Source organism: Nostoc sp. DedQUE12b (assembly GCF_034530835.1).
GTDB lineage: Bacteria > Cyanobacteriota > Cyanobacteriia > Cyanobacteriales > Nostocaceae > Nostoc.
Window position 1 is genome coordinate 1 of record NZ_JAVRCI010000054.1, and the last position, 24740, is coordinate 24740.

Sequence of the window (24740 nt, forward strand, 5' to 3'; positions counted from 1 at the left end):
GTTTATTGAATTCGGGTAGTCGTTTATTGAATTCGGGTAGTCGTTTATTGAATTCGGGCAATTTACAAGATTTTACGTAAAAAAGTTCAAAATATTTGTACTATATAAGTCAAGTTATACTGAAAAATGCGGGTGCCAAGTAACCCTAATTATGTTTATCCTAGTGCTGTACAGTCCAGGATAGAAGTCAGTTTTTATCCTGGCGCATTATTAATAACAGAAAGGTGATTTATGTCACGTCTAAAACGCGGGTCTAAAGTAATTGATAGAGCGCAGCGTCGGATTGCGGCTTTGAAATCGATCAGTCCCAGCTTAGACTTAGGGAATGGGGTAACAATTGATGCCTTTGCAGCCCTTATCAAAACAACACAAGATAAATTGGAAGCTTATAACTCAAGCCTTTCCACCGTGGATATGACTCAGGAAGCCTTAGAAGTTACCGAAAAGTCGTTGATGGAACTAACAGAACACATGTTACTGAGTGTAGCTGCAAAGTATGGCAAGAATAGCGATGAGTACAAAATGGCGGGGGGCGTTCGTCGAAGCGATCGCAAGCGTCCGGCGCGAAAGCCTAAGCAAAACGCTGTTGCTTGATAAATCTGGGTTTTTACCCCTCCCTAACCCTCCCCTTATAAAGGGGAGCCACTGCGTTGGGCGGCTTCGCCGACTTGAAGCATGTGGCGTGAGGGAACCGGATTTTCTTGTTTCCCCCCTTGTAAAGGGGGGATTAAGGGGGGTAAAACGCTTGTAGAATAAGTGTTTAAGCTTAATTTGACACGTATGCATATTGCCATGCCCCCTACGATAAATCTATATGTATCAGGATTTTTGTGAATTGGTGTCAAAGGTGTTTTTTGCCGTTTGGTGAGATGGTGAAGTACCAAAAAGGAGTAAATTAGAATTTACCTCAAATCCCACTTATAAATTACTTAAATCTTTACAAGATTTAAGCATTAACGTAAATGAATACAAATAAAATTACACTTTCCCAGTTAGAAAACTTTTTAATGGGAGCGGCGGATATTCTGCGCGGCAAAATGGACGCATCCGAATATAAAGAATATATTTTTGGGATGCTATTCCTGAAGCGGATGTCTGATGTTTTTGATGAAAAACGGGCTAAAATTCGTAAAGATTATCGGCATCTGCCCGAAGATACTATTAATGAGTTATTAACAGAAAAAATTAGCTACGGTGAGACTTTTTTTGTTCCCAATCGCGCCCGATGGCACGAGAGTTTTATAGATGAGAATGGCGTAAAACAACCCGCCATTAAGAATCTACAGAGCAATATTGGCGAAATGCTCAATAAAGCTTTAAATGCTTTAGAAGATGAAAACTCGGTACTTTCTGGAGTACTTAAACATATTAATTTTAATCGGGAAATCAATAATCAACGAGTCGTAAAAGACCCAGATTTACGCTTATTGATTGACCATTTTAATAATCCTAAATTTGTTTTAATTAATGATAACTTTGAATTTCCTGATTTATTAGGTGCAGCTTATGAGTATTTGATTAAATTTTTTGCTGATAGTTCGGGTAAAAAAGGCGGACAGTTTTATACTCCTGCTTCTGTGGTGCGGTTGATAGTGCAGTTATTAAAACCACAGGAAAAAATGAGTATTTATGACCCCACTGCTGGTTCTGGAGGAATGTTAATTCAATCGGTGCAGTATGTTAATGAACAAGGGGGAAATGAGCAAAATCTGGAATTACATGGACAGGATAATGATGGTACGGTGGTTTCTATTTGTAAAATGAATTTGATTCTGCACAATATTTTTAAAGGTCATATTGAATTTGGAGATACTTTAGTTTCCCCTGCTAATGTCAAAGATGGCAGAATACACCAGTTTGATATTGTCATTGCTAATCCGCCCTTTGCTCAAAATTATAATAGTGCGGCACTCCAGCATCAAAACCGCTTTAGTTATGGATTTGCGCCGGAAACGAAAAAAGCTGATTTAATGTTTGTGCAGCATATCCTGGCTAGTTTAAAACAGGATGGACGGGCGGCAGTAATTATGCCTCATGGGGTATTATTTCGCGGCAGTGATGAGAAGAAAATCCGCGAGAAAATGTTACAAGATAATGGTGGAGTGATTGAAGGCATTATTAGCTTACCTCAAAAATTGTTTTATGGGACTGGTATCCCGGCGGTGATTTTGGTATTAAATAAAAATAAGCCTGATGCACTACAAAATAAGGTATTTTTTATTAATGCTGATGCTGAATATGGAGAAGGGAAGAATCGTAATTTTTTAAGGTCTGAAGATATTGAAAAAATTGATTATATCTTTACCCGTAAGGAAGAAATAGACAAATATTCTCGGTTGGTGGATATTGCGGAAATTGCGGGGAATGATTGGAATCTTAACGTGCGTCGTTATGTTGATAATACCCCGGAACCCGAACCGGAAGATGTTAGGGCGCATTTATTGGGGGGTATTCCTAAACCAGAAGTGGCTGCTAAGTCTCATATACTGGCAAAGTTGGGTTTAAAATCTGATTTGGTGTTTCAAGATAAAGATGCTGATTATTATGATTTTCATGGTCATATTCACAATAAAGATGATTTAAAAACTCTGATTGAAAGCAATCAGGATTTATGCAAAATTATTGATGATATGGATAGTTTGTTAGTCGATTGGTGGCAAGAAGCTAAGAATGATTTTGCTAGTTTAGCCCCAAGTTCACCCAATACTGGAGAACTCAAAAATGGCAGTCAATTACCTCATGTCCGACAAGAATTAATTGATTCTTTGAAAGATAAATTAGTGCCTGTGAATGTGTTGGATTTGTTTCAAGTAGCGGGTGTGTTTGTTAATTGGTGGGATAATATTAGATACGATTTAAAAACGATTATCCAAAATGGTTGGAGTCCTACTTTAATTCCCGATTCTTATATTATTAAGGCATTCTTTCAAGCTGAAGCTGATGAAATTGAGCAGTTAGAAAGTGATATCGCTCAAAAGGATGCTGAGATTGAGTCGTTGCTGGAAACATCCCAGGAATTATTAGAGTATGAAGCAGAAGAAGATGAGAAGATTACAGCAAAGTTAATGAAGGATGAACTAACGGCGAGGGTTAAAAAAAGTAAAGAAAAAATCGCTCTACCTTTATTTGCTGGGGGAAATGCTAAGGAGTTAAAAGCGGAGTTAAAGGAATATGAGCAAGTTTTGAAACAGTTTAAAAAAGCGGAGGATGAGTTAAAGAGTTTTAAGGGAACTCTTAAGCAGAAACAACTGGAGTTTGAATTGAAGATTTTATTAAAGAAATTTGGGGCTGAGGATCAGATTTATGAACACGAACAGTTATTAATTCAAGCTAGGAAAGAGTTGGCTGAGTTGGGCACGGAAGAGGAAGTTAAAAAGGATAAGGAGAAAAAGAAAAAGTTTACAGCTTTGACGGGGGATATTAAAAAGTTAGAAGCGAGAATTGTGAATATTCAGGATTTAATGGCAAATTTTGGGGGTGTGATTACGGAGGAGGAAGCGAAGGAGTTGATTTTGCAAAAGCATTATGATTTAGTGTCTGAACAGTTAGATAGATTTTTAAATGGAATTAGAAGAACGGTGATTTTTGTGTTTGATAATTTTTGGGATAAATATGCGGTTGCTGCTGGGAGTATGGAACGGGAACGGGAGGAGACGTTACAAGAGTTAAATGATTTTTTGAGTAAGCTGAATTATATTTGAGAGATATGGTTAAGAGTTGTTTGAAAAGTGATTGGTTGTGATTTTAATTGTACTTACCCCCCTTAGTCCCCCCTTGTAAAGGGGGGAAACAAGAAAAATCCGGTTCCCTCACGCCACATGCTTCAAGTCGGCGAAGCCGCCCAACGCAGTGGCTCCCCTTTATAAGGGGAGGGTTAGGGTGGGGTAAAAACATTTGATACATCAATCATGACTTTTCAAACATATTTTAAGAGCATTTGGGCTAGTGGAAGGTTTGTAATTTATGAATAATGCTAAAAAGGCATATTTTGAAAAAGAGGATATTCTGCATTTAACTATTGCTGATGAAGAGGAAGCGGAAAGTGTGGAAATTAGCCCTAATATTACGGCAGAACTTAATGAGGATGGAGATTTAATAGGGATAGAAATTATCAATGCTAGTGTTTTTATTGGGGATTCAATTAATAAACCTCCATTACAAATATTTCAAGAAATTGGTTTAGTTGGATGTTTTAATGGTGATGCTGATCTGTTGGTTAATTATAAAATTAAAATTGCTGATTATCTTAAAGCAAAACAAGAAGAAAACCGACTATGATTATTGTTGATATTTTATTGGGTGAAGTAGTTACATAATTGTAGGTTGGGTAGAACGCAGTGAAACCCAACATTTTCGTGTTTTTGTTGGGTTTCGTTTCTCAACCCAACCTACAAAGTATATTTAATTTTTTATAGGGTTAGTGGTGGTTAATCAATTGGATGATAATCGAGAGTTTAAGGATTCGCCTTTAGGGATGATTCCAAAGGATTGGGATGTAAAATTTTTAGGTGATTGTGCATTTATAACGAAATTAGCTGGTTTTGAATATACTAACTATTTCAATAATTACTCTCAAACAGGTGAAATCATTGCTTTAAGAGTGCTAAATCTTAGAAATGGTAAACTTGAGCTTACAAATATACAAACAATTCCTAAGTCTACATCTAAAAAACTTCCTCGTTCTGCGCTTCACAAAAACGATTTGGTTATTTCTTATGTTGGTACAATAGGAGAAGTAGCTTTAATTGAAGAAGATGATCGATTTCATTTAGCTCCAAATGTAGCTAAAATTTCTCCTAATCAACAAATTATTTTATCCAAATTCTTATTTATTCAAATACTTAGCGAAACAACTCAAAAAAAATTAATTTATCTTAGCACTACAACTTCGCAACCTGCTCTTAGTATGAGTAGACTAAGGCAATTACCTATTATATTACCTCCCTTTTCTGAACAGAAACAAATAGCGAAAATATTAGATACGGTAAATAAAGCGATCGCACAAACAGAAACCCTCATCGCCAAGTACAAAAGAGTCAAAACCGGGTTAATGCAAGACCTCCTGACTCGCGGGATAGATGAACATGGTCAACTGCGCGATCCAAGAACTCATAAATTTAAGCGATCGCCTTTAGGGATGATTCCCGATGAATGGGATGTAGTTACATTATCAAATGAAATTGATATAGTGCATGGTCATGGTTTTAAAGGTGAATATTTTTCCGATCAGCCTCCAGGCACAATTTTATTAGTTCCTGGTAATTTTTATAGAGAAGGAGGAATTTACTTTGATAATAGAAATACTAAATTTTATCAAGGATTAATCCCAGAGTGGACGATCTTGAATAATGGAGATATTTTAATTGTTATGACGGATCTCTCACCTCAAACATTAATTTTAGGAAGAGTCATTCAAATTGACTTACCATTTAAAGTTTTACATAATCAACGAATAGGAAAAATAATTATAAAATTACCAGAAACATGGAATAATCGCTTTTTAATGGCTGTAATGAATAGTACACGGGTTCGTAATGGAATTATTAATAATGCTACAGGAACAACTGTTAAACACACATCACCTGAACGGATAATAGCAAATATAGTTCCTAAGCCTTGCATAAGAGAACAAAAACAAATATTAACAATATTAGATAAGCAAGAGGAATTAATTTCCTCAGAACAAACCAATCTAACCAAACTCCAAAAAATAAAAACCGGCTTAATGCAAGACCTCCTAACCGGAAAAACCTCCGTCAAACCCTTACTAACAAACCAACCATGAGTGCATCCAAAAGCCAAAGAGAAAACCTCCGACTAAATGAAAAAAACCCCGTTGACGAATCTAACGCGAGATAATATAAAAATAGAGTCTAATGAAAAATATCATGCAAGCATACAAACTCAAAGGCAAAATTGATCCATCTGGTAAATTGCTAATTACTGAACCCCTGAATTTACCCCCCGGAGATGTAGAAATTGTAGTTTGGCAAGCTACAGATACCCTTGATAATCCTACAACCGTAGCAAGTGAAACAGCACCAGAAACACCTAGAAGACCAACTAAAATTAAGGCTTTACAAAACTGGTTTGATAAAACCCAACCCGCACCACCTGATTTTGATCCAGATCAAGCTAAATGGGAATATCTGAAGGAAAAACATAATCTGTGAAAGTCTTGATTGACACGAACATAATTATAGATATTGCCTTAGAACGACAGCCTTTTTTCACTAATAGCGAGACAGTTTTATTATTTGTTGAACAGGGACAAATAGAAGGCTACATTTCAGCATCAACCATTAGTGACCTTTACTATCTTATCCGTAAACAGAAGGGTCGAGATTTAGCTATTGAGTTTTTGCAAGAAATAGCTACCTTCTGTCAAATTGCTACAGTAAATCAGGCTGTAATTACAATGGCTTTCACAACCAACTTTAAGGATTTTGAAGATGCCATTCAATACTCCACTGCGGTAGTTAATCAATTAGATGCGATTATTACCCGTAATCCCCAAGATTTCCCCGTTGTTGCACCGCGAATTCTTACTCCTGACCAATTAATTGAGGAATTAACCAACTCTCCTTAACTGACTTAAACAACCATGAGTGCATCCAAAAGCCAAAGAGAAAACCTCCGACTGGATGAAAAAAACCACGTTGAAGAACCCTTATTAAACCAACTAGAAAACTTAGGCTGGAGAGTCATCTGCCTAGAAATGCACCAACAAAAACCCAGCGATAGCTACCGTAACAACTTTGGCGAAGTTATCCTTTTACCCCAACTCCAACAAGCCTTACAAAAAATTAACCCATTTCTGCGAGACGAACAAATAAACGAAGTCGTCCAAAAAATTACCACCTTTCCCAGAAGCACCTTAATCGAAAATAATCGATATATTCTCAACCTACTTCTAGAAAATACCAGCGTCTCCATTAACCACAATACCCAAGAACAAAGCCCCACCGTTCGCTATATTGACTTTAACTCTCAAACCTTTTTACAAAATAATTCTTTTATTGCCATCTCTCAATTTAAAGTCCGCATTCCAGGGACAGACAATCATATTATTCCTGATATTACCTTATTTATTAACGGTCTTCCCGTCGTCGTGATTGAATGTAAATCACCAAAAGTTAAAGATGCCATTCCCGAAGCCATTGACCAATTAATGCGCTATAGTCAACAACGCGGCGAAACATCGGAAGGCAACCAAGAATTATTTTATTATAATCAGTTTATTATCACCACTTGCCGACAAGAAGCGAAATTTGGCACAATTACCACCCGCACCGAAAAACGCTTTTATCGCTGGATAGATCCCCATCCTTTTAAATTAAGTGATATTCAAAATAATATCGGAACATCCCCCAACGATCAACAAAGATTGGTTGCAGGGATGTGTTACCCCGAAAACATTTTAAGCATTATTCAAATTTTTACCATATTTAGCACCAATGACAAAGGCGAAACCATCAAAATCGTCGCCAGATACCAACAATTCCGCGCCGTCAAACTAGCCGTTGAACGCTTAATTACCGGGAAAAATCGCAAACAACGCAGTGGAATTATTTGGCATACCCAAGGTTCAGGCAAATCTTTAACCATGCTGTTTATGGTGCGAGAAATGCGAAAACATACCCAGCTAAGTAGTTGGAAAATAGTTTTTATTACCGATAGAACTCAACTACAAGACCAATTACAAACCACAAGTCAAGGAATTGGGCAAAATATCAAATTAGCCGAATGGATAAAACCCAAACCAGACGAACCTAATAAAAGTTTACATGAACTACTTGCCAATGATACCCCCGATATTGTCATGGCAATGATGCAAAAATTCCAAGAAAAAGACTTAGAGATAATTTTCCCCAAATTAAATGAAAGTCCAAATGTTTTACTGATGATTGATGAAGCGCACCGTTCCCAATATACACAACTGGGGACAAATTTAGACCGTGCTTTACCCAATGCTACCAGAATCGCCTATACAGGAACTCCCATTGATAAAACCGAAGAAACCTTTGGCGACTATATCGACAAATACACCATGAAGGAGTCTATTGCAGACGGAACAACCTTAGAAATTGTTTACGAAGGACGTACCCACAACGCCGAAATTAGCGATAAAGCCGGAATGGATGCTAAGTTTAGCGATGTTTTCAGCGAATATAATTTAAACGAACGCTTGCAAATTTTGGGTTATGGAACTCGTGACGCTTATTTAGAAGCCATGCCCATCATCGCAGCAAAAGCCCGTGATATGGTAGATCATTATATTGAATATGTCTTTTCTGGAGGATTTAAAGCCCAAGTCGTCGCCACATCCAGAGAAGCAGCTTGGAGATATAAACAATGTTTCGATGCAGCCATTCAAGCTAAGATCGCAGAGTTAGAACTCAACAATCCCCTGAATATCAATATAGCCAGACTGCGAGAATTAGAGACGACTGTAGTGATTTCTGGGAATAATAACGATCCGCCTCATATTAAAGTTTACACCAATCCTAATTATCACAATACCAGCATTCAACGCTTTAAATTATCCTTTGATGCAACTGAAACAGCCGGCAATACATCCATCAATGGCAAAGTCGGGATAATTATCGTCAATAATATGCTATTGGTTGGTTTTGATGCTCCCATCGAGCAAGTTTTGTATTTAGATAGAGTGATTCGCGATCATAATTTATTACAAGCGATCGCCCGTGTCAATAGAGTCGGAGAAGAACACAAAGATAAAGGCTTTGTCGTTGATTATGTTGGCGTTGGACATCATCTCAAAAAAGCATTAGATACTTATCAACAGAAAGAACAACAAGAAATCATTAGCCAAATCCGCGACGAACAAAAAGAAATTCATGATTTAATCTTAGCCCACCGAGAAATCTGGAATTTCTTAGAACAATACAACTTAACAGATTTTTCTGATGCCGATGCCTTCTATGATTTATTCTATGATGAAGATATCCGCTTTGCATATATTCTCGCCTTTAAAAAACTCACCAAAGCCTTTAATGTAGTTATGCCACGTAAAGAAGCCCTAGATTACTGGCAAGATTACAAAAATTTTATTGCGATTAATAGCCTAGCTTATAAAAACTTTGGCTATGCGCGTTTTAGTTTCAAAGGCATACCCGAAAAACTGCGTAATATAGCAGATGAATTTCTCAAATCTCGCGGCATTGAACAGAAAGTCGCCCCAATTTACCTTTTAGATGATAACTTTGAAACCTTTGTCAATAGCCACACCCGCACAAAAACTAAAGCCGCCACAGTCGAACACGCCATTAGGAATTATATCAACTTAAATTTTAACGAAGATCCAGAATTATTTCTTTCCTTCTCTGAAAAACTAGAACAAATATTAACAGAATTTGCAGATAATTGGGAACGCATATATGAAGAAGTAGAAAAACTGAGAAAAGAGATTAAATCAAAGGAACAGGAAAATACTTATGGGCTAAATCGGAAAACTCAAATGCCAATTTTTCGTATTTTCAGAGCCAATCTATTTGATAACCGCGAACTTAATGAAGATGAAATTACCCAAAATGTCAACTTAACTTTACATACCTTCAATTTGATTAGGCAAGAAGTTCAAACTGCTGGATTTTGGGCTTCAATCCCGGCACAAAATCGACTGAAGGAAGAATTACAAAAACTGTTTCTTTCTCCTGATTTTGTTTCCTATCCTAATATTGTTCAACAAAGGAAAGAACTGATCACTCGTCTGCTAGAATGGTCAAAAGAAAACCATGCTAAGTTGAGCAGAGAATAACCAATGAAGCTAGATTATCATATTATTTATTCGGCTCAACGTAAAAGCCTAACCCTTTCAGTAGAACGAGATAAAACAATATTAGTTCGCGCCCCTATTGGGCTATCCGAAGAGAAAATTCACCAAGCCGTTGAATCTAAGAAACTCTGGCTTTATGAAAAACTAAACCATAACCAAAAATACCCAGATAAAACCACCTACAAAGAATTTGTATCTGGGGAAACTCTGCTATATCTAGGTAAAAATTACCGCTTAGAAATTACCGATGACCGAGTTCCTAATGTGCGCTTTCACTCTCGCTTTTTGATATCACGCTGTCATCAAGAAACTGCTTTTCAATTATTCCGCGATTGGTACACCAAACGCGCATATATTAAACTTCCCCCGAAAGTAAAAGACTTTGCTGAATCTTTGGGCGTGCAATATAATCAAATACTAGTTTCTGATTTAAAATACCGATGGGGCAGTTGTACACCTAATAATAATTTAAACTTTAACTGGAGAATTATGAAAGCTCCAGTTTTTGTAATTGATTACTTAATTGTGCATGAATTAGCCCATCTTTTAGAAAGTAATCACACCCCTAAATTTTGGAATATAGTCGCCGTTCAAGTTCCTAACTATCAAGTTGCAAAAAACTGGTTACGCGATAACGGGAATACCTTAGAAGTAGATTTTTTAGATAAAAAGTTGGAATTAACTACAGCAACAACTGATTAACCTATAGCCATTTTCAATCCGGTGAGGTACGGGTATGCAAATAGACCTAGAGTTACCCCACCCTAACCCTCCCCTTGTAAAGGGGAGGGAACAAGATAGATTTCTTTTTCGGTTGCGCTGCTAACCCAGGTTGGACTATCAATCCCTTGTAAAGGGGAGGGAACAAGATAGATTTCTTTTTCCCCCCTTTACAAGGGGGGATTAAGGGGGGTAATTCGACATGTGTGTACACTTACTGAAAACATCAAATTCCATGACTTTTACCAACTACCCAATTACGCCGGAAAAATCGGGCTAAAGCTGATTCTTCTAAAGATAAATAAATTGGGCGTCCGTGGGGACAGGTGCGGGGGTTACGAGTGCGTTGCCAATTATCTAAAAGTGTCTGCATTTCTTGTTGATTCATCGGTGTACCATTACGAATTGCACTGCGACAGGCGACAGCTACTTGGGCTGTTTGTAAATCGCCTCCCCAACTAAGTTCTAAAATAGCTTCTGCACAGTCGTCTCGCTGTTGCAAAGGTGCGGGTATGTTTCGCACTGCCCAAAGTTGTTCGCCAAAGGGTTCTATTTCTAAACCGATGCGTTGCAGTTGCGATACTTGCGCTGGCGACAATTGATAAAGAATGATTGGCGGTTCGACGGGGACAAGTTGCCAATTATCACACAATTGCTCATACAAAACTCGCTCATGGGCAATGTGCTGTTCTACTAACCACATCCCACCTGAATGTTCCGCCACAATATAAGTGTTGCTAACTTGCGCGACAGCTTTTAAAGAGTTAGGAGTTGGGAGTGAGGAGTTAGGAGTTTTGGGATTTTCATTAGGATTTTGAGAATTGAAATTATAGCTGCCTTTGGCTTCTGCGGCTTTGAGTAATTTACTAACTCGTGTTGTGTGAACAGCTTCTTTGAGATTGTTAGAAGAGATGCTGAGTGCTTGTTTAATTGCTTGGGTAATTTGCTCTTGCCAATAAATGATTTCGTTGAGGTAAATTTCTGTTTTTGCTGGATTGCGATTCCAGTTAATTTGACCGGGGGAAATGGCAAGATGTAAGAAACAAATTGGATAGCGATCGCGTGGTAATGTTCTGTGAAATGCTGATAATATCGTTTGCTCTAATTCCGGTGTCTTCACCATCCTACCGTTAATGGCTACACGTACCCAATCTGGACGATGACGATGACAGCGATCGGGTAATCCTACCACTAAATTTAGTGCTGAGTGCTGAGTGCTGAGTGCTGAGTGCTGAGTGGGGAGTGGGGAGTTAGGAGTGGGGAGTTCTGAGTTTAGTGGGTTGGGTATTTCGAGTTTTACTTCTTGCAAGTCACCTTGTCGCACTTGCGGTAAAATCTGCGGTAGTAGTTGTCCAGTTGTGGCAGCAGGACAAATGGTAAACCATTGACGGTCATTTTGCCAAATCTGCCAGGTGACATGGGGATGACACAGGGCGATTTGGTGAATTGTGGTTTGCACAGCTTTCATTTGCTGTGCTGTTGTGGGTAATCCCTGACGACGAGATGAGCAATTACCGAAAAGATGAGAAACTGTAACTACTGTACCAGGTGCGATCGCAGTTGCTTCAACTTGTACAACTTTCCCACCATCACCATAAATTATCCGCCATCCTAATTTTCCGCCCAGAGGACGACTCAAAATTTCTAAATTAGCCAGAGTCGTTAAACTGTGCAACGCCTCACCACGAAACCCTAAACTGTTAATTTTCCACAAATCGGCACTAGAGCGAATTTTACTAGTGCTGTGGGCTGTGGCTGCTTGTTGTAAATCATCTAGGTTCATTCCACAGCCATTATCTGCCACTCGAATTCGCCATTGCTGCGGCCACAGAGAAACCACAATTCTTGTTGCACCTGCGTCTAGGGAATTTTCTACCAATTCCCGCACCACAGAGGCTAAAGAGTCGATTACCTCTCCAGCTGTAATGAGATATACAACTTCTGTTGGTAGAGCTTGAATAGTAGATGCCATAAATTATAGTTTATAGCTTCTGGGGGCACGCTATATACGACTTATAGCAAGAATCCTTTCTCAGCAACAAAAGAACCACAAATAAACACTGATAAATTATCTGTGTACATCTGTGGTTTAATTTATAAAACATTAATTTTGCAAGATATCTATTATGTATTACAACTTTTTCGATGGCATCAGAAAAAGTTAGTAATTGCAACATTAATTAACATTAAATCACCTGACTTTATGGATATTTTTAGGCGATTCGTTAATTGCTATCTCTCATGGACAAAATTTTAGCTGGTTCAGGTTTGAGCAAACCGTTCAACAGTGATGCAGGACGTTGACTGTAAGGCCAAGCAAAAGCATGACGGAAAGCTGCATCTTGACAAGCTTGTAGTTGTTCAAAACTAATAATATTGTAAGTCAAGAGATTTTCATACTCAAATGGTAGACGCACATTGTGCAATCCGGCATTATCAGTACAGATAGCGATATCAACTCCAGCATCAAGACAACGGTCAAAAACTAATTTGAGTTGACGTATATCCTGCAAAGTTCCAGTTTTTAGGTAAGTTGTCGGACAAACCTCTAAACATTGCCCGCGTCTAGCTACATCATTAAGTAGCTCTGGATATAGTAGGGGAATTTGAATGCCGTGACCAATCCGCATCAGATATGGTAACAGTTCTGGGTAACAACCAGCGGTGGTTTCATATAGATGTCCCGTGGTGTTAACGCCCAGCGATCGCGCATAATCATATAAGCTAATCCATTCTTCTAAGCGATCGGCGTAATAACTATCACCTCCGGCTACATCTACTGCACAGACATACTGTTTATTTTGTGCTGCCAAATCAACAATCGCCTTGTTCACCTCATAAGGTAGGCGTGTGTGCATACAGAGAATTTGGCTAGTAACAATCGGATATTCTGGCTGCTGGCTGGCAAGCCCTACGACTCTGACAATTTCTGCCATCTTGTCAATTCTTTCGGATTGACTCAGATGCTCAGGTGTCCGCAAATAAGGAGTGTAGCGCAGTTCCAGATAAGCCAAATTTTCAAATATGTAAGCACCCCGCACCAAGCGATAAATAAAGTAAGGCAAAGTCTCTACAGTTTGCACGCTTTCTACCAAGGTGTGTAATTCTAGATACTCATCTAGAGTGTTACGTGGGCGGGTATAAAAATCTTCAAAATCTGAATAGTCAGCAAAGCGGGAAATTAACTCCGAAGAATGCCGCTCGAAATATCGCCATAAAACTCGTGGTACGACCGAGCCGCCTAGATGTCTATGTAATTCAGCGTATAAAGCCATAGTGGTATTTTTAGGTAAAAATTTCAATGATTGTAACAAAAACATCGAGAGAAAAATCTGTCATCGAAAAAATTTTGCTCCAACTTTTTTGGAGTAGAGGTTTCCCTCCATCTGAATTTCAACAAATACTCTGACCGAGAAACTGGGCAAACGATTTGGTGGCTTGAAATTATATAGGGTTGAGAGCAACAAATAAATTACTGCCTCCTACCTCCTGCACTAGTATTTGCAGTATGAATCAACTTGACATTACCAAGATTAAATTGATAACATTGATATCCTTAATTTTTGTGCTATACTAAAAGAACATTGCTATTGTTAAGCGACTGAAATATAGCAATATGTTTTTCCTTTAACAAAGCAAATTCCTGGCAAGGTTGGTATTAATTGAAAATTCAAGCGTTGGAAGTCAAGGCTGGCGATCGCATTATTGCTTACTGCAACAATAAAATGCAAACCTGCAAGGTAAAACGCATTTTAGATCCAGGTCAAGCTAATATCACACTATCAGTATTTACTTCTGAGAATTATCGCGGTTGCTCAGTTTCATCTATAGTTCGCTTCCAAAGCAACGCTTTAGTTGATTTGGTAAGTTAGCTAAAAACCAAGTAAATATTCAAACTCAAAAATATTTCTAGCTATTGTCCAGCCTCAAACTGGACAAAATTTTTGTAAAAGGTGCGATGCCTGCGGTTTTTAATAGCCTACGCACATACAAATTCATTAATTTTAGCTAGATAATTTTTCTGAAAATGTAAAGCACCATTTAGTTATTGGTAAACTGTTCCAGATATACTAATTATATCTAAATTTAATTAAAATATTTTGGGGTGGACAGTATTCTGCTGACCTGTACTGAGCGTTATTAAAGTAGCGCAGATCCTAAAGTCTTGCCCACCCTAATTATGCAAGTTAAAGGTGGAAAAGTTGATTACTAAACTTAACCCTCCACTTGATGGCTTTTTTCATTTCTTTTTCACATCACGAGCCATGTTGAGGTAGTAGTCGTCAAGTTTGGCATTAGAACGACGGCGGTCAGTGGTAGGAATTTGAGCAATATTATCCCGATTCGTTTCAATTGGCTGTTTAGTTGAAGCTTGATTTACGCCTTGCACCTGATCTGATTCCAAGAAATAACCAGACTCAGAGAATCCGAAAAGCTGGGCAAAAAAACCAAATAAATTTCCGAAAAAATTAGAAATACTTTGAAATAAAACACCAAACAAGCCTTCAATACGAAGGAATAAGTTCCGAATAATTTGAGTTAGACGAAGCATAAAAGCACCTTCAATGATTGCCTATTATTATTGTGACTCAATTCGGATTCGGAAATTGGTGCTATGGAAAAAATCTACCAGTAGGTAGGTATAATTCCCACAACCTCTATTTTTCCTGAACTAGCAAAACCGACTTCACAGGACGCTTGATAGAATTTCCCTCCAAATCAACCTTTCCGTAAAAGGTTTTCCCATTGTAATAAAGCGAAGAGGAACTTCCCCCATCCAAATTCATTGCTTGATCGGCTTCAAGAGTTTTCATCAAATCAGCTAATGCTGGCAAAGATATTCCATTCGCGGGAGCCGAGGGTTTTTGAGCTACCATAACTAAAATAATGCTGCCATCACGGGTGATACCTACGGCAGTTCTGGCATTGGGTTGGTTGCTGCCAAGGGCATCTCGTTTATTAGCGTTGTCCACAAAGCCCTCTTTTTCTAAGGTGAGTTCTGGTAATAGGCGTGGGCCAGCACCTATAGCATCGACTAACTGACAATCTGCTGGTGGTGACTGATTGTGTAGGGCAATAGAATAGCGGGTAGTTTGCCCACATAAGTAGCGACGGAATTCTGAACGATTGAATATTTGACCCAAATAAGATTTTAAGTTGGGATTGTTCACCAGCCGCTCGTTTTCCTTGGGATTGGCTATCAACTTTCCTTGTCGGACAACATAAGATGTAGTTTTTTGGTTGGCTGGGTCAAAAAAGCCTGCATTCAAAATAGCTGCGGCTCGATGCTTTTGGGCAAATTCCTCTACAGTGGCTACCTTCTGTGATAGTGCAGGAGTCACCAAAAATTTGCTATTAGCTGGAATCAACACGACGTGAGCGATGCTTTGGGGCAAAGTGCGATCAAAGTAGCGGATAGTTTTTGGTGGTGAAGTCGCAATAGTGGGTATCGAAGGTGTTGAAAAACGCAAATTAAACCACAACACCATTGCCAAACTAATTAATATCAAAGCCAGTAGTTTGATTTTTCTCACTTTTAAACTCACGTGCGGTTAGCTCAAAAAAGTTGATTTAATCGATTTAATTAAAATACTTTAAGCTGAAAAATAAGCAATTAACTTTAATTATTCCCGATTCGCCCATTTTTTAGGGATTTAGAAAAAATAGATAGTCAAAAGTATACCAAAGGGTATATTCCCAAAAAGACTCAATTAGGTACATATTCGCAATTATGGCTACTGAACCCATAATTACAAACGAAGGAGTCGATGATATACCTATACTTCTAACTCAAACAGAGCGTATGGGCGTACAATCGCTAATCGATCAACACTTCGCGACACACGGAAATTGGCAAGAGAATTTTAAAAAAGTTAAGAGACAATATCTTGCTAGACCTTCTCAACCAGTGTTTACTCGAACTATGTCGCATTTATGCAACGATTAAAATCGCTTTTTACACCAATTTAACTTTAAAATAACTAAATTATCTAGATTCAACATGAATATGAGTAAAATTATCTTCAAAAAATCTCAAAGAATAAAATATGTGCGCTATTGAATTGCAAATTATAAAACCAGTATTTTGCAATTGTCTACAGAAGTGTTTGCGGTGATAGTTGCTTAAGTTCGGATCAATTGAAATTGTTAACTGCTTATGCGTCCTCGTCAAAAAATTATCGAGATGTTCTCAACCTTCGTTGAGTTAGAAGGAGACAGATTCAGCAAATGGTTGATTGATATCAAACTGCATCGAAATATTCAAAATTGCTTGGGGTCTTCACCATTCGTCCCTAACTCAGAAAATTTTTGGGCATTACATTGGCACAAGTGCTGGCGAGAGGAATCTCATAGCCTTGCTAGAATGCATTTATCTGCTTATTTACAGGAACCAAATTATTGGGCTGCAAAAAAAACAATTGCCAAGTTTACAAATAGTCAACATAGCCTAGCAGATTATTTTCAAATGGCGAATGCTGAAATTGAAACAATTCTCAAAAATTTTAATCTAGAAAAATCCTCTAGCTTAAAAGCCTATGCTACTATGGCAATTCCAAGTCGGCTAAAAGATATTTTACGCCAACGCAAGGAAGCTGATATTTGCACAAATTGGGCATTGTTACGCAAAGTAAGCAAAAAGCAGTTATTAGAAGCTCTTGCTCAAGCTGGATTATCACCTATTCTAATTGCCCAATATCGACTCGCCTGGACTTGTTTCAAAGAACTGTATGTTCAAAACCAACCAGGTGGCACAAAATCACTACCAGAACCAGAACCCCAACTTTGGGAAGCTATTGTCAATCTCTACAACCGCGAACGCCAAAATCAGTTAAATCAACCTACTCCAGAATCCACGAAAGAGAAAATTGAACAGTGGCTAACCCAGGCAGCTATGTACGTGCGTGGTTATCTGTATCCACCTGTTAGTTCTTTAAATTTAGCAATATCAGAAGATGGTTCCACAACAACTTTTGATTTGCCAGATCCATCCTCTGACTCATTAATTGCAGAGATAATAGCCCAAGAGGATGCCCAAATCCAACAAAATCAACAATCTCAGATTGAAGATATTTTGTTAAAAAAGTTACAAACTCTTGAAGTAAAAACTCAGGAAATACTTAAACTTTACTACCAACAGGGGTTAACTCAGCCACAGATTGTAGAACACCTACAAATTAGTCAGCCTACTGTTTCTCGCCGACTGCTCAAAGCCAGAGAATCAATGCTGAAAGCATTAATCCAATGGAGTCAGGATACGCTTAATATTTCTGTAACTTCCAACCTAGTTAATGATATGAGTACCGCTTTGGAAGAATGGTTGAAAGTTAAGTATGGGGAATTTCGCTGAGATTATGAAGGATGAGGTAGTAAAAATGACTTCCGCTTTTACAGAACCGCAGGAATTATTGTTAGAAATATCACCATCATTACAGACAAGTTCTTGGCAAGAAAGCCAAATGTACGCCACACCTAGCAGTCGCTGGCGTGCTTACATAAATCAAATTTGCCTTGATGGGTTTTTGAATTGGGTAAAAGCTGAATATGTTCCAGAAGCAAGTGTCTGGCATAGTTCCCCTGGTATTCCTGCTTTTTGGGAATTTGTCAATGGCACAGCAATTTTGTTAGAGGAAAAGCGAGTCGTTTTAATTACCAGCGAGGCAATTGACGATCGCGAGTTAGAAATTCCTCAAGAATGGGTAGACATTCCTAGTTGGGCAGCAGATTATTATTTAGCAGTGCAAGTTACAGCAGATGGGGATTGGGTAAGAATTTGGAGCTACATAACTCATAGGGAACTTAAATCATTAGCAGACTATGACCAAGTAGATAGGACTTATTGTATAGATGCACGGCACTTAATTAAAGACCTTAATGCTTTTTGGATGACCTACCAATTTTGTGGAACAGAGGAAATGAAAGGTGCGATCGCTCCACTACCAGAATTATCGACTGTCCAAGCAGAAAATCTTGTGCAACAGTTAGGTAATCCCTCTGCAACATTTCCGAGACTTGCAGTGCCATTTACAACTTGGGGAGTGCTACTAGAGAATGAGCAGTGGCGGCAGCGTTTGTACCAAGAAAGGCTGCAATCTCTACAACAGGTGGTTCCTGAGCGCAGCCCTTCGGCTGCGCCTACACAATTTTCACAAGTACAAGTGAATCTCAGCCGTTGGCTGGAGCAGATTTACGATACTTCTTGGCAAGCTATAGAGACTTTTTTTGAGCCAAACTCCAGTAGCCTAGCTTTTAATTTCCGCACTTCTTCCGGGTTAAATGCTACCGCTATCAAACGCGCCAAACTGATTGACTGGGGAATAGAAATAGAGGCTCAAAAAGTTATTTTATTAGTTGCCTTAATACCAGAAGCTAACCAACAGGTTAGGATTCGCGTGCAACTACATCCAGCTTGTAATCAACCTTACCTACCTGCTAATCTCAAGCTAGTTTTACTTTCAGATCGAGGGGAAATACTTCAAGAAGTACAAGCAAGAACTCAAGATATTTATGTGCAGTTGAAACTTTTTCATGGAGAAGTGGGAGAATGTTTCAGCATCCAGATCGAGCTGAATAATTATCAAATAACAGAAAGCTTCATAATTTAGTTATTAGGAGGCAACAGTATCAAATTGGTGTTGATTGGGAGCATCCTTAACTGAACTGTACTGAGATATAAGTAGTCTGTTCTTTGCTTGTACCCGTAGTTTGTTCGATAAAAAAAGGCGATTTGAGGACTGAAATGCTTAAGCAAACGCTGCCTACGGCGGTAAACTACGCAGTATTTTTTCGATACCTTCAAAAGTTTTTAATGCCTCTGGTGATGTATTTTTATACAAAATTGATACGATCTCTTTTGCGGTGGCTTGTAAACGTTGTTTTTCCTCAAAGGTCATAGGTTTAACCCAAATTGGTCTTGTGTAGTATAATGACTACACTTTCCTTTGGTATTTTTGCATAAGTAGAATGCTCTTTGTTGATTAGTCATTAGTTAATCACGAATGGCAAAGTCCACTGAACTTATGAGTAAGCTAGTTGTCTTCAGCTTCTTGGGAGGAGATTTAAATCAAGGGTTTCCTGTTGTCACGGCTCAACTTTGGTGTCACAACCAATTTGTACCCGTGAAATTAACAGGGAGTCTACCGCCAGCCCCAGAACTAAGCGAACTCTACCGCAGATGGAAGTTACTCTACGCAGCAGTTCATCAACGCCTGGATCGTAGCAATCAACGGATAAAAGTACATTCACAAGACATAACCAATATTTCTGTCAATGACTTCGATAAAGTGTGTCAAGAGCTACAAGCAAATATCAATGCTTGGTTGAAATTTGAGTCATTTCAGAATATTGAACGGCAGTTGCGAACTCTACTTAGTCGCCATGATGAAATTAGAGTAATTATTGAAACAAATATAGTTTTATTACATCGCTTGCCTTGGCATCTATGGCATTTTTTTGAAGATTACCCGAAAGCGGAATTAGCTTTGAGCAATCATGAGTATGAATCTCCTCAAGTATTACAAAAATCTCCTACAGGTAAAGTCAAAATTTTGGCAATTCTAGGCAATAGGGTTGGTATTGATATTGAAAAAGACGCCTCTTTGTTACAAGGTTTAACAGATGCCAAAACCACCTTTCTTATAGAACCAACACGGCAAACACTTGACGAATATCTATGGAATCAGGATTGGGATATTCTATTTTTTGCTGGACATAGCACTAGTCTTGCTGACGGAGAAATTGGGGAAATTTGCATCAATCAAACAGAAAGCTTAACAATTTTCCAGTTGAAAAATGGACTTAAGACAGCAATTAGACATGGTTTAAAACTGGCAATTTTTAATTCTTGTGACGGAATTGGTTTAGGACGAAATTTAGCCGATTTAAATATTCCCCAAATGATTGTAATGCGGGAAGGAGTGCCAGATTTAATCGCACAGGAATTTTTAAAAAACTTTCTTACTGCCTTTGCAGATAGCAAACCATTTTACTTGGCTGTGCGAGAAGCGCGAGAAAGACTTCAAGGACTGGAAAATAAATTTCCTTGTGCCAGTTGGTTGCCAGTTATCTGTCAAAATCCTACAACTGTTCCTACTACGTGGCAAGAACTGCGTGGCAATTTTGATAATACTAAATTTGTGGGTAAAGTTTCGACAAAAGGTAAAATTGCGACATCAAAATCTAAATTTTTGAATGTACTACTTAGTACTTTTCTTGTGGCTGTTTCAACGGTAGGTTTGAGATACTTGGGAGTCTTTGAGAAAATCGAACTGCAAACTTTCGATCAAATGCTACGGTTGCGATCTAAGGAAGACCCAGATCCAAGGTTGATAATTGTAGAAATTACTGAAAAAGATATTCAATCACGACAAGACATAACCAAAGGACTGAAATCCATTTCGGATAGTACGTTAGCTAAATTGCTCAACAAATTACAAAAGTATCAACCGCGAGTTGTTGGACTGGATATTTATAGAGACTTCGCTGACCCCCCAAACAAATCAAATCTAATACAACTTCCGACTGAACTTAATAAAGAGAACGTTGTTGTTGTCTGCAAAAGCCGCGATAGTAAATACGATCCCCAAGGTGTTAAACCTCCGAAAGATGTACCTGTAAGACGTCAGGGTTTTACTGATGCAATTAAAGACCCAGATGGTATCGTCCGTCGGCAAATTTTGATGATGGCACAAGAGCCTTCTTCGACTTGTACAACGCCTTATTCGCTCTCATTGCAATTAGTTACTCGTTACTTATCTTATGAAAATATTAAACCTAAATTTAATAAAGATTATGTACAGTTTGGCTCTAAAGTATTTAAACGCTTAAAACCTAATCGCAGTGGTGCCTATCAACAAGGAGTTGATTTAGGCGGAAATCAAATACTTGTCAATTACCGTAATACAGATTATCAGAGAGTTTCCCTTGATGATGTATTGAGTCATAAATTTGATCGTAAATCATTTAAAGATAAGCTAGTTCTCATTGGAGTGACAGCTAATACAGTCAGCGATACTTGGTCAACTCCCTACAGTACTGCACAGCAAGATTACCAAGAGATATCAGGGATATTTATACAAGCACAAATGGTTAGCCAAATTTTGAGTGCAGTTTTAGATCAACGTTCAATTCTTTGGGTTTTGCCTTACTGGGGCGATATTCTTTGGATATGCGGTTGGTCTGTAGTTGGGAGTCTGATTATTTGGTGGGTGCGATCGCTCTTAGATAAGAGATGCGCCATCTTTGTGACAGTTGTCATATTATATGGAGTTTGCGCGATCGCTCTTTTAAAACAAGGGCTATGGTTGCCATTTATTCCTTCTGCCTTTGCCGTGGTTGCAAGCGGTTTTATTGTAGTGTTGATTCAACGCCCTCAAGAATTTTTCACGATTCGACAATCATTAGTTGAGTAATGTCAGACTAGTAAAAATTCAAGGCATAAATTGCTAAAAAGGCGAGGACTTTGATTCAAGAAAGCGAACGTTTACACTTCTCCCCGCCAGACAAAAATCGTCAAATCTAGGTGTTTTCTGCCAATCAACTTTGATTCGTACTGCCGCTACCCGTACTGTTAGTTGACGGCGGGCAATTTCTGGTGGTGGTTCTACAACATATTGCCCAACTTCAACACGACCTGTACCTGCTCTGATTGTCTCTAATCGTCCTTTCCATTGAAAATTACTTGAGTTATTAAGGTTGATTTGGGCTTCTTGTCCAATAACAAGTTTCGACGCATCAGTCTCATTTATAAATGCCTCTATCCAAAGATTCTGACAGTTGAGTAACTGAATAATCGATTTATTCGCTTCGACTATTTCCTGGGGCTGGGAATCAATTGACCAGATCACGCCTGTTGTTGGTGCTAGAACTGAGGCAGTTTGCTGAACCTGCAATTCTTTACTGGTACTAGCTAGTTGTGATTGAATACTCTGGATTTGTTTTTCGAGGTTTCTTTGTTGTTGCTTTAAGTCTGTTAACTCTACCTTAAGTTCGAGAACGCGAGTTTCAGGATAGCTTAAGGTGCGAGTTCCTTCTAGCTGAAGTCCGGCTTTCGTTGCTTCTAAGTTGAGTTTGGCTAGCTCAATTCTTGATTGAACTTCCTTGACTACAGCAGATGCTTGCTGCGCTTTTGCAATTTCGTTTTCGGCTTTGGAGATAGTCTCTGCTCCCTCCTTAGCTAAACGAACAAAGCGTTGAGTGTCAGCGATCGCTACTGTTTCTGTAGCTTTTGCTTGAGCTATTTCCCCTTCATATTGTTTTATTTGTTGACGGGCGTAGTTGAGTTGAAGTGTTTTCTGGGTATCAGTTTGTTTTTTAAACAAGTTCATCAATTCAGTGCGATTCCGAATTTGCTGTTTTACCCCAAAGATTTGCTGTTGAACATCCTGTAGCCGAGTTTTCAATTCCTGCTTCTCAATTTTGAGGACTGATACTCGTGGATTTTCGACAGTAGATTTAATTGTGCCGATTTGTGTACCTTTCTCAAGTTTGTTGCTCAACTTAATTTTATCGCTTTTCAACTCTAGTTCGCCTGGGATAGATGCCCGCACAAAAATGATTTCACCATTAACAAAAGCTTGTACACTGCGAATTTGAGAAAAGTTGCGTCTTAGCCTAACTCCAATAACAGCCAGACAGCTAAGGACTAGAATCGAAAGGATAATTTTTCCTGAAGCTGTTTTAATTAATTTCATGAAACAAATCGCTTTAAATTTTAGTTATAGCAATCCTAAATCAGATATGAAAACTTCTCTTTCTTTTGTTGGCGCTCTTGGTAGTTCGTTAATTTTCATAACTCAAATAGGATGGCTATAGTTTTCTAAATACTATTTAGACTATTTAGAGTATTTAGAAAACCAGCGTCCAAACAAGTACAAGACGTAATTTCATTGCTTAAGCAACAAACAAAGCATACAGCAGCCTCATGAATCCCAGGTAGCTCCATAAGCTGGAATACCTTTTCCCAAACAAGTCTTGACCACCTTTTCAGTAACTGCTTTGTTGGATACACAAAACACAGCTTGCGCCCGAAAATCTCGAACGGCGCTAAGAGCTAGATGCTCTACATTTGGTCTACCATGCATTCTTGTATCGAAAATATTGCAACGAGGATGAGAGTCAAGCAACGACCAAAGCTTTTTGCCATAAGTTTGTTCGTGTTCATTAGCGATCCACACAATACAAAGTTTGTGACTATTTTCTATCACATGAGGTATGACTGGTGCAATTCCTGCTCCAGTTGCGATTACAACTACTCGTGAATAAGCGTTAATTGAGAACATAAAACCAGGAGGCTTGACTCGACGAACCCATAATCGTTTGGGCAAATTTCCTTTTTCAACTTGCCGAATCAAATTTTTAGTCCAGTCACCTACCGCGCCGATTATTAAATGAATTTCTGATTCGCCCGTTTGTTTGCTAAAACTCGTTCCTGCAACAGAAAAAGAATGCCATTCAATACCATCTAGACTAATTCGAGCAAATGTTCCTACGTCAGCCCTTCCTGGAAGAGTCACAACTAAAACTCCAACAGATGGACAATCCATCCTAAAATTATCAAAACACTGCACGCTGATCCAAGGCAAAAATATGCTGAAAATCATCAGCGCGATCGCGAGTAAAACTGGATTAGTTAATAAAGTTTCTAGAGGATAAGCTTGGTTGAGAGCGATGATAAATTGAAATCTAATTTGATGCAAGACGAGAATACTCAAACAAGACCATCCCAGATAGCGATGGCTGATTTCAAACGTGTCATGGAACTTATGGCGGAATGGGGGAATAGCGGTGATGATAATAATAAATAAAAGCGTTAACAATATACTTGATGTAGCGATTGATATAGGATCGCTGGATGTAGCCATTGATAGAGGATCGCTTGGGTTTCCCAACTGCTGCAATACATCAACAATTAGCCACAGAAAACCCCAAGTAGCACATGAGGCGTGAACGCTACCGATATAATGAACGCCACTATTAAGATAGTATTTGCCATAAACAATCTTTACCGAAGTCCATACTGCCAAACGATACAAGAAATGCAAAATCAGTTCATTACGGACTAAAATAGCTACTAATATATTGCTGACGCTAAAAACTGCCGTTGAAATGTCAGTCAAATATATTGTTTCGTAAAAAATAACTAAAAGTAAAATATTGACGCTAGAAACCAAAATCCACCAAAAAACATGCATATTAAAGTTTTGCATGAGCATAAATCTATCTC

The 24740-nt window shown here is 38.4% G+C and carries 19 protein-coding genes; 12 read left to right on the plus strand and 7 right to left on the minus strand.

Annotation, left to right across the window (positions count from 1 at the left end; all coding sequences use genetic code 11):
* The first annotated feature begins 231 nt into the window (after positions 1-231).
* The 8 genes from RMY16_RS23000 (at position 232) to RMY16_RS23035 (ending at position 10501) form a co-directional block, all read left to right on the plus strand.
* On the plus strand, positions 232-594 hold the full coding sequence (locus tag RMY16_RS23000; protein ID WP_322738296.1) for a hypothetical protein: 363 nt from the start codon (positions 232-234) through the stop codon (positions 592-594).
* Between the two features lie 368 nt (positions 595-962).
* On the plus strand, positions 963-3701 hold the full coding sequence (locus RMY16_RS23005; protein ID WP_322738297.1) for an N-6 DNA methylase: 2739 nt from the start codon (positions 963-965) through the stop codon (positions 3699-3701).
* 262 nt (positions 3702-3963) lie between these two features.
* Positions 3964-4278, plus strand: a complete 315-nt coding sequence (locus RMY16_RS23010) for a DUF2283 domain-containing protein (protein ID WP_322738298.1) — start codon at positions 3964-3966, stop codon at positions 4276-4278.
* A gap of 145 nt (positions 4279-4423) precedes the next feature.
* Entirely contained in the window at positions 4424-5785 is a 1362-nt protein-coding gene (locus RMY16_RS23015; protein WP_322738299.1) for a restriction endonuclease subunit S, read from the plus strand.
* Positions 5786-5888: 103 nt separating this feature from the next.
* Positions 5889-6173, plus strand: a complete 285-nt coding sequence (locus RMY16_RS23020) for a hypothetical protein (protein WP_416211690.1) — start codon at positions 5889-5891, stop codon at positions 6171-6173.
* On the plus strand, positions 6170-6589 hold the full coding sequence (locus tag RMY16_RS23025) for a PIN domain-containing protein (protein WP_322738301.1): 420 nt from the start codon (positions 6170-6172) through the stop codon (positions 6587-6589). The genes RMY16_RS23020 and RMY16_RS23025 overlap by 4 nt, the downstream gene beginning before the upstream one ends.
* Positions 6590-6604: 15 nt before the next feature.
* Positions 6605-9781, plus strand: a complete 3177-nt coding sequence (locus RMY16_RS23030) for an HsdR family type I site-specific deoxyribonuclease (RefSeq protein WP_322738302.1) — start codon at positions 6605-6607, stop codon at positions 9779-9781.
* 3 nt (positions 9782-9784) lie between these two features.
* Positions 9785-10501 (plus strand): SprT family zinc-dependent metalloprotease, encoded by a 717-nt coding sequence (locus RMY16_RS23035; RefSeq protein ID WP_322738303.1) that lies wholly within the window; start codon positions 9785-9787, stop codon positions 10499-10501.
* Positions 10502-10745: 244 nt separating this feature from the next.
* On the opposite strand, the gene mutL is transcribed toward RMY16_RS23035, so the two are convergent.
* Positions 10746-12491 carry a DNA mismatch repair endonuclease MutL gene (gene mutL, locus RMY16_RS23040; protein WP_322738304.1) on the minus strand — a complete coding sequence of 582 codons (1746 nt, stop codon included), beginning with the start codon at positions 12489-12491 and terminating at the stop codon, positions 10746-10748.
* 253 nt (positions 12492-12744) lie between these two features.
* Positions 12745-13794, minus strand: coding sequence for an adenosine deaminase (locus tag RMY16_RS23045; protein ID WP_322662640.1), 1050 nt, complete (start codon positions 13792-13794; stop codon positions 12745-12747).
* A gap of 387 nt (positions 13795-14181) precedes the next feature.
* On the opposite strand from RMY16_RS23045, the gene RMY16_RS23050 reads away from it, so the two are divergent.
* Entirely contained in the window at positions 14182-14391 is a 210-nt protein-coding gene (locus tag RMY16_RS23050; RefSeq protein ID WP_094352741.1) for a hypothetical protein, read from the plus strand.
* Between the two features lie 368 nt (positions 14392-14759).
* On the opposite strand, the gene RMY16_RS23055 is transcribed toward RMY16_RS23050, so the two are convergent.
* Together RMY16_RS23055 and RMY16_RS23060 are read right to left on the minus strand one after the other, a co-directional pair.
* Positions 14760-15071, minus strand: coding sequence for a threonine dehydratase (locus tag RMY16_RS23055; RefSeq protein ID WP_322738305.1), 312 nt, complete (start codon positions 15069-15071; stop codon positions 14760-14762).
* A 106-nt stretch (positions 15072-15177) separates the two neighbouring features.
* Positions 15178-16053, minus strand: coding sequence for a phosphodiester glycosidase family protein (locus RMY16_RS23060; RefSeq protein ID WP_322738306.1), 876 nt, complete (start codon positions 16051-16053; stop codon positions 15178-15180).
* A gap of 623 nt (positions 16054-16676) precedes the next feature.
* Here RMY16_RS23060 and RMY16_RS23065 point away from each other — a divergent pair.
* On the plus strand, positions 16677-17867 hold the full coding sequence (locus RMY16_RS23065) for a sigma-70 family RNA polymerase sigma factor (protein ID WP_322738307.1): 1191 nt from the start codon (positions 16677-16679) through the stop codon (positions 17865-17867).
* A gap of 25 nt (positions 17868-17892) precedes the next feature.
* Complete coding sequence (locus RMY16_RS23070; RefSeq protein ID WP_322738308.1) at positions 17893-19122, plus strand: DUF1822 family protein; 1230 nt, start codon at positions 17893-17895, stop codon at positions 19120-19122.
* 153 nt (positions 19123-19275) lie between these two features.
* Here RMY16_RS23070 and RMY16_RS23075 read toward each other — a convergent pair whose 3' ends face one another.
* Positions 19276-19410, minus strand: coding sequence for a hypothetical protein (locus RMY16_RS23075; protein WP_322738309.1), 135 nt, complete (start codon positions 19408-19410; stop codon positions 19276-19278).
* Between the two features lie 126 nt (positions 19411-19536).
* On the opposite strand from RMY16_RS23075, the gene RMY16_RS23080 reads away from it, so the two are divergent.
* Positions 19537-21927, plus strand: coding sequence for a CHASE2 domain-containing protein (locus RMY16_RS23080; RefSeq protein ID WP_322738310.1), 2391 nt, complete (start codon positions 19537-19539; stop codon positions 21925-21927).
* Between the two features lie 33 nt (positions 21928-21960).
* Here RMY16_RS23080 and RMY16_RS23085 read toward each other — a convergent pair whose 3' ends face one another.
* Together RMY16_RS23085 and RMY16_RS23090 are read right to left on the minus strand one after the other, a co-directional pair.
* Positions 21961-23208, minus strand: a complete 1248-nt coding sequence (locus RMY16_RS23085) for an HlyD family secretion protein (RefSeq protein WP_322738311.1) — start codon at positions 23206-23208, stop codon at positions 21961-21963.
* Between the two features lie 228 nt (positions 23209-23436).
* Positions 23437-24633 (minus strand): hypothetical protein, encoded by a 1197-nt coding sequence (locus RMY16_RS23090; RefSeq protein WP_322738312.1) that lies wholly within the window; start codon positions 24631-24633, stop codon positions 23437-23439.
* Positions 24634-24740 lie beyond the last annotated feature (107 nt).

Coding starts and splice junctions, on each gene's coding strand:
- RMY16_RS23005 (WP_322738297.1), top strand. CDS start 963: ATGAATACAAATAAAATTACACTTTCCCAGTTAGAAAACTTTTTAATG.
- RMY16_RS23000 (WP_322738296.1), top strand. CDS start 232: ATGTCACGTCTAAAACGCGGGTCTAAAGTAATTGATAGAGCGCAGCGT.
- RMY16_RS23080 (WP_322738310.1), top strand. CDS start 19,537: ATGAGTAAGCTAGTTGTCTTCAGCTTCTTGGGAGGAGATTTAAATCAA.
- RMY16_RS23010 (WP_322738298.1), top strand. CDS start 3,964: ATGAATAATGCTAAAAAGGCATATTTTGAAAAAGAGGATATTCTGCAT.
- RMY16_RS23055 (WP_322738305.1), bottom strand. CDS start 15,071: ATGCTTCGTCTAACTCAAATTATTCGGAACTTATTCCTTCGTATTGAA.
- RMY16_RS23035 (WP_322738303.1), top strand. CDS start 9,785: ATGAAGCTAGATTATCATATTATTTATTCGGCTCAACGTAAAAGCCTA.
- RMY16_RS23020 (WP_416211690.1), top strand. CDS start 5,889: ATGCAAGCATACAAACTCAAAGGCAAAATTGATCCATCTGGTAAATTG.
- RMY16_RS23070 (WP_322738308.1), top strand. CDS start 17,893: ATGACTTCCGCTTTTACAGAACCGCAGGAATTATTGTTAGAAATATCA.
- mutL (WP_322738304.1), bottom strand. CDS start 12,491: ATGGCATCTACTATTCAAGCTCTACCAACAGAAGTTGTATATCTCATT.
- RMY16_RS23030 (WP_322738302.1), top strand. CDS start 6,605: ATGAGTGCATCCAAAAGCCAAAGAGAAAACCTCCGACTGGATGAAAAA.
- RMY16_RS23065 (WP_322738307.1), top strand. CDS start 16,677: ATGCGTCCTCGTCAAAAAATTATCGAGATGTTCTCAACCTTCGTTGAG.
- RMY16_RS23045 (WP_322662640.1), bottom strand. CDS start 13,794: ATGGCTTTATACGCTGAATTACATAGACATCTAGGCGGCTCGGTCGTA.
- RMY16_RS23085 (WP_322738311.1), bottom strand. CDS start 23,208: ATGAAATTAATTAAAACAGCTTCAGGAAAAATTATCCTTTCGATTCTA.
- RMY16_RS23075 (WP_322738309.1), bottom strand. CDS start 19,410: ATGACCTTTGAGGAAAAACAACGTTTACAAGCCACCGCAAAAGAGATC.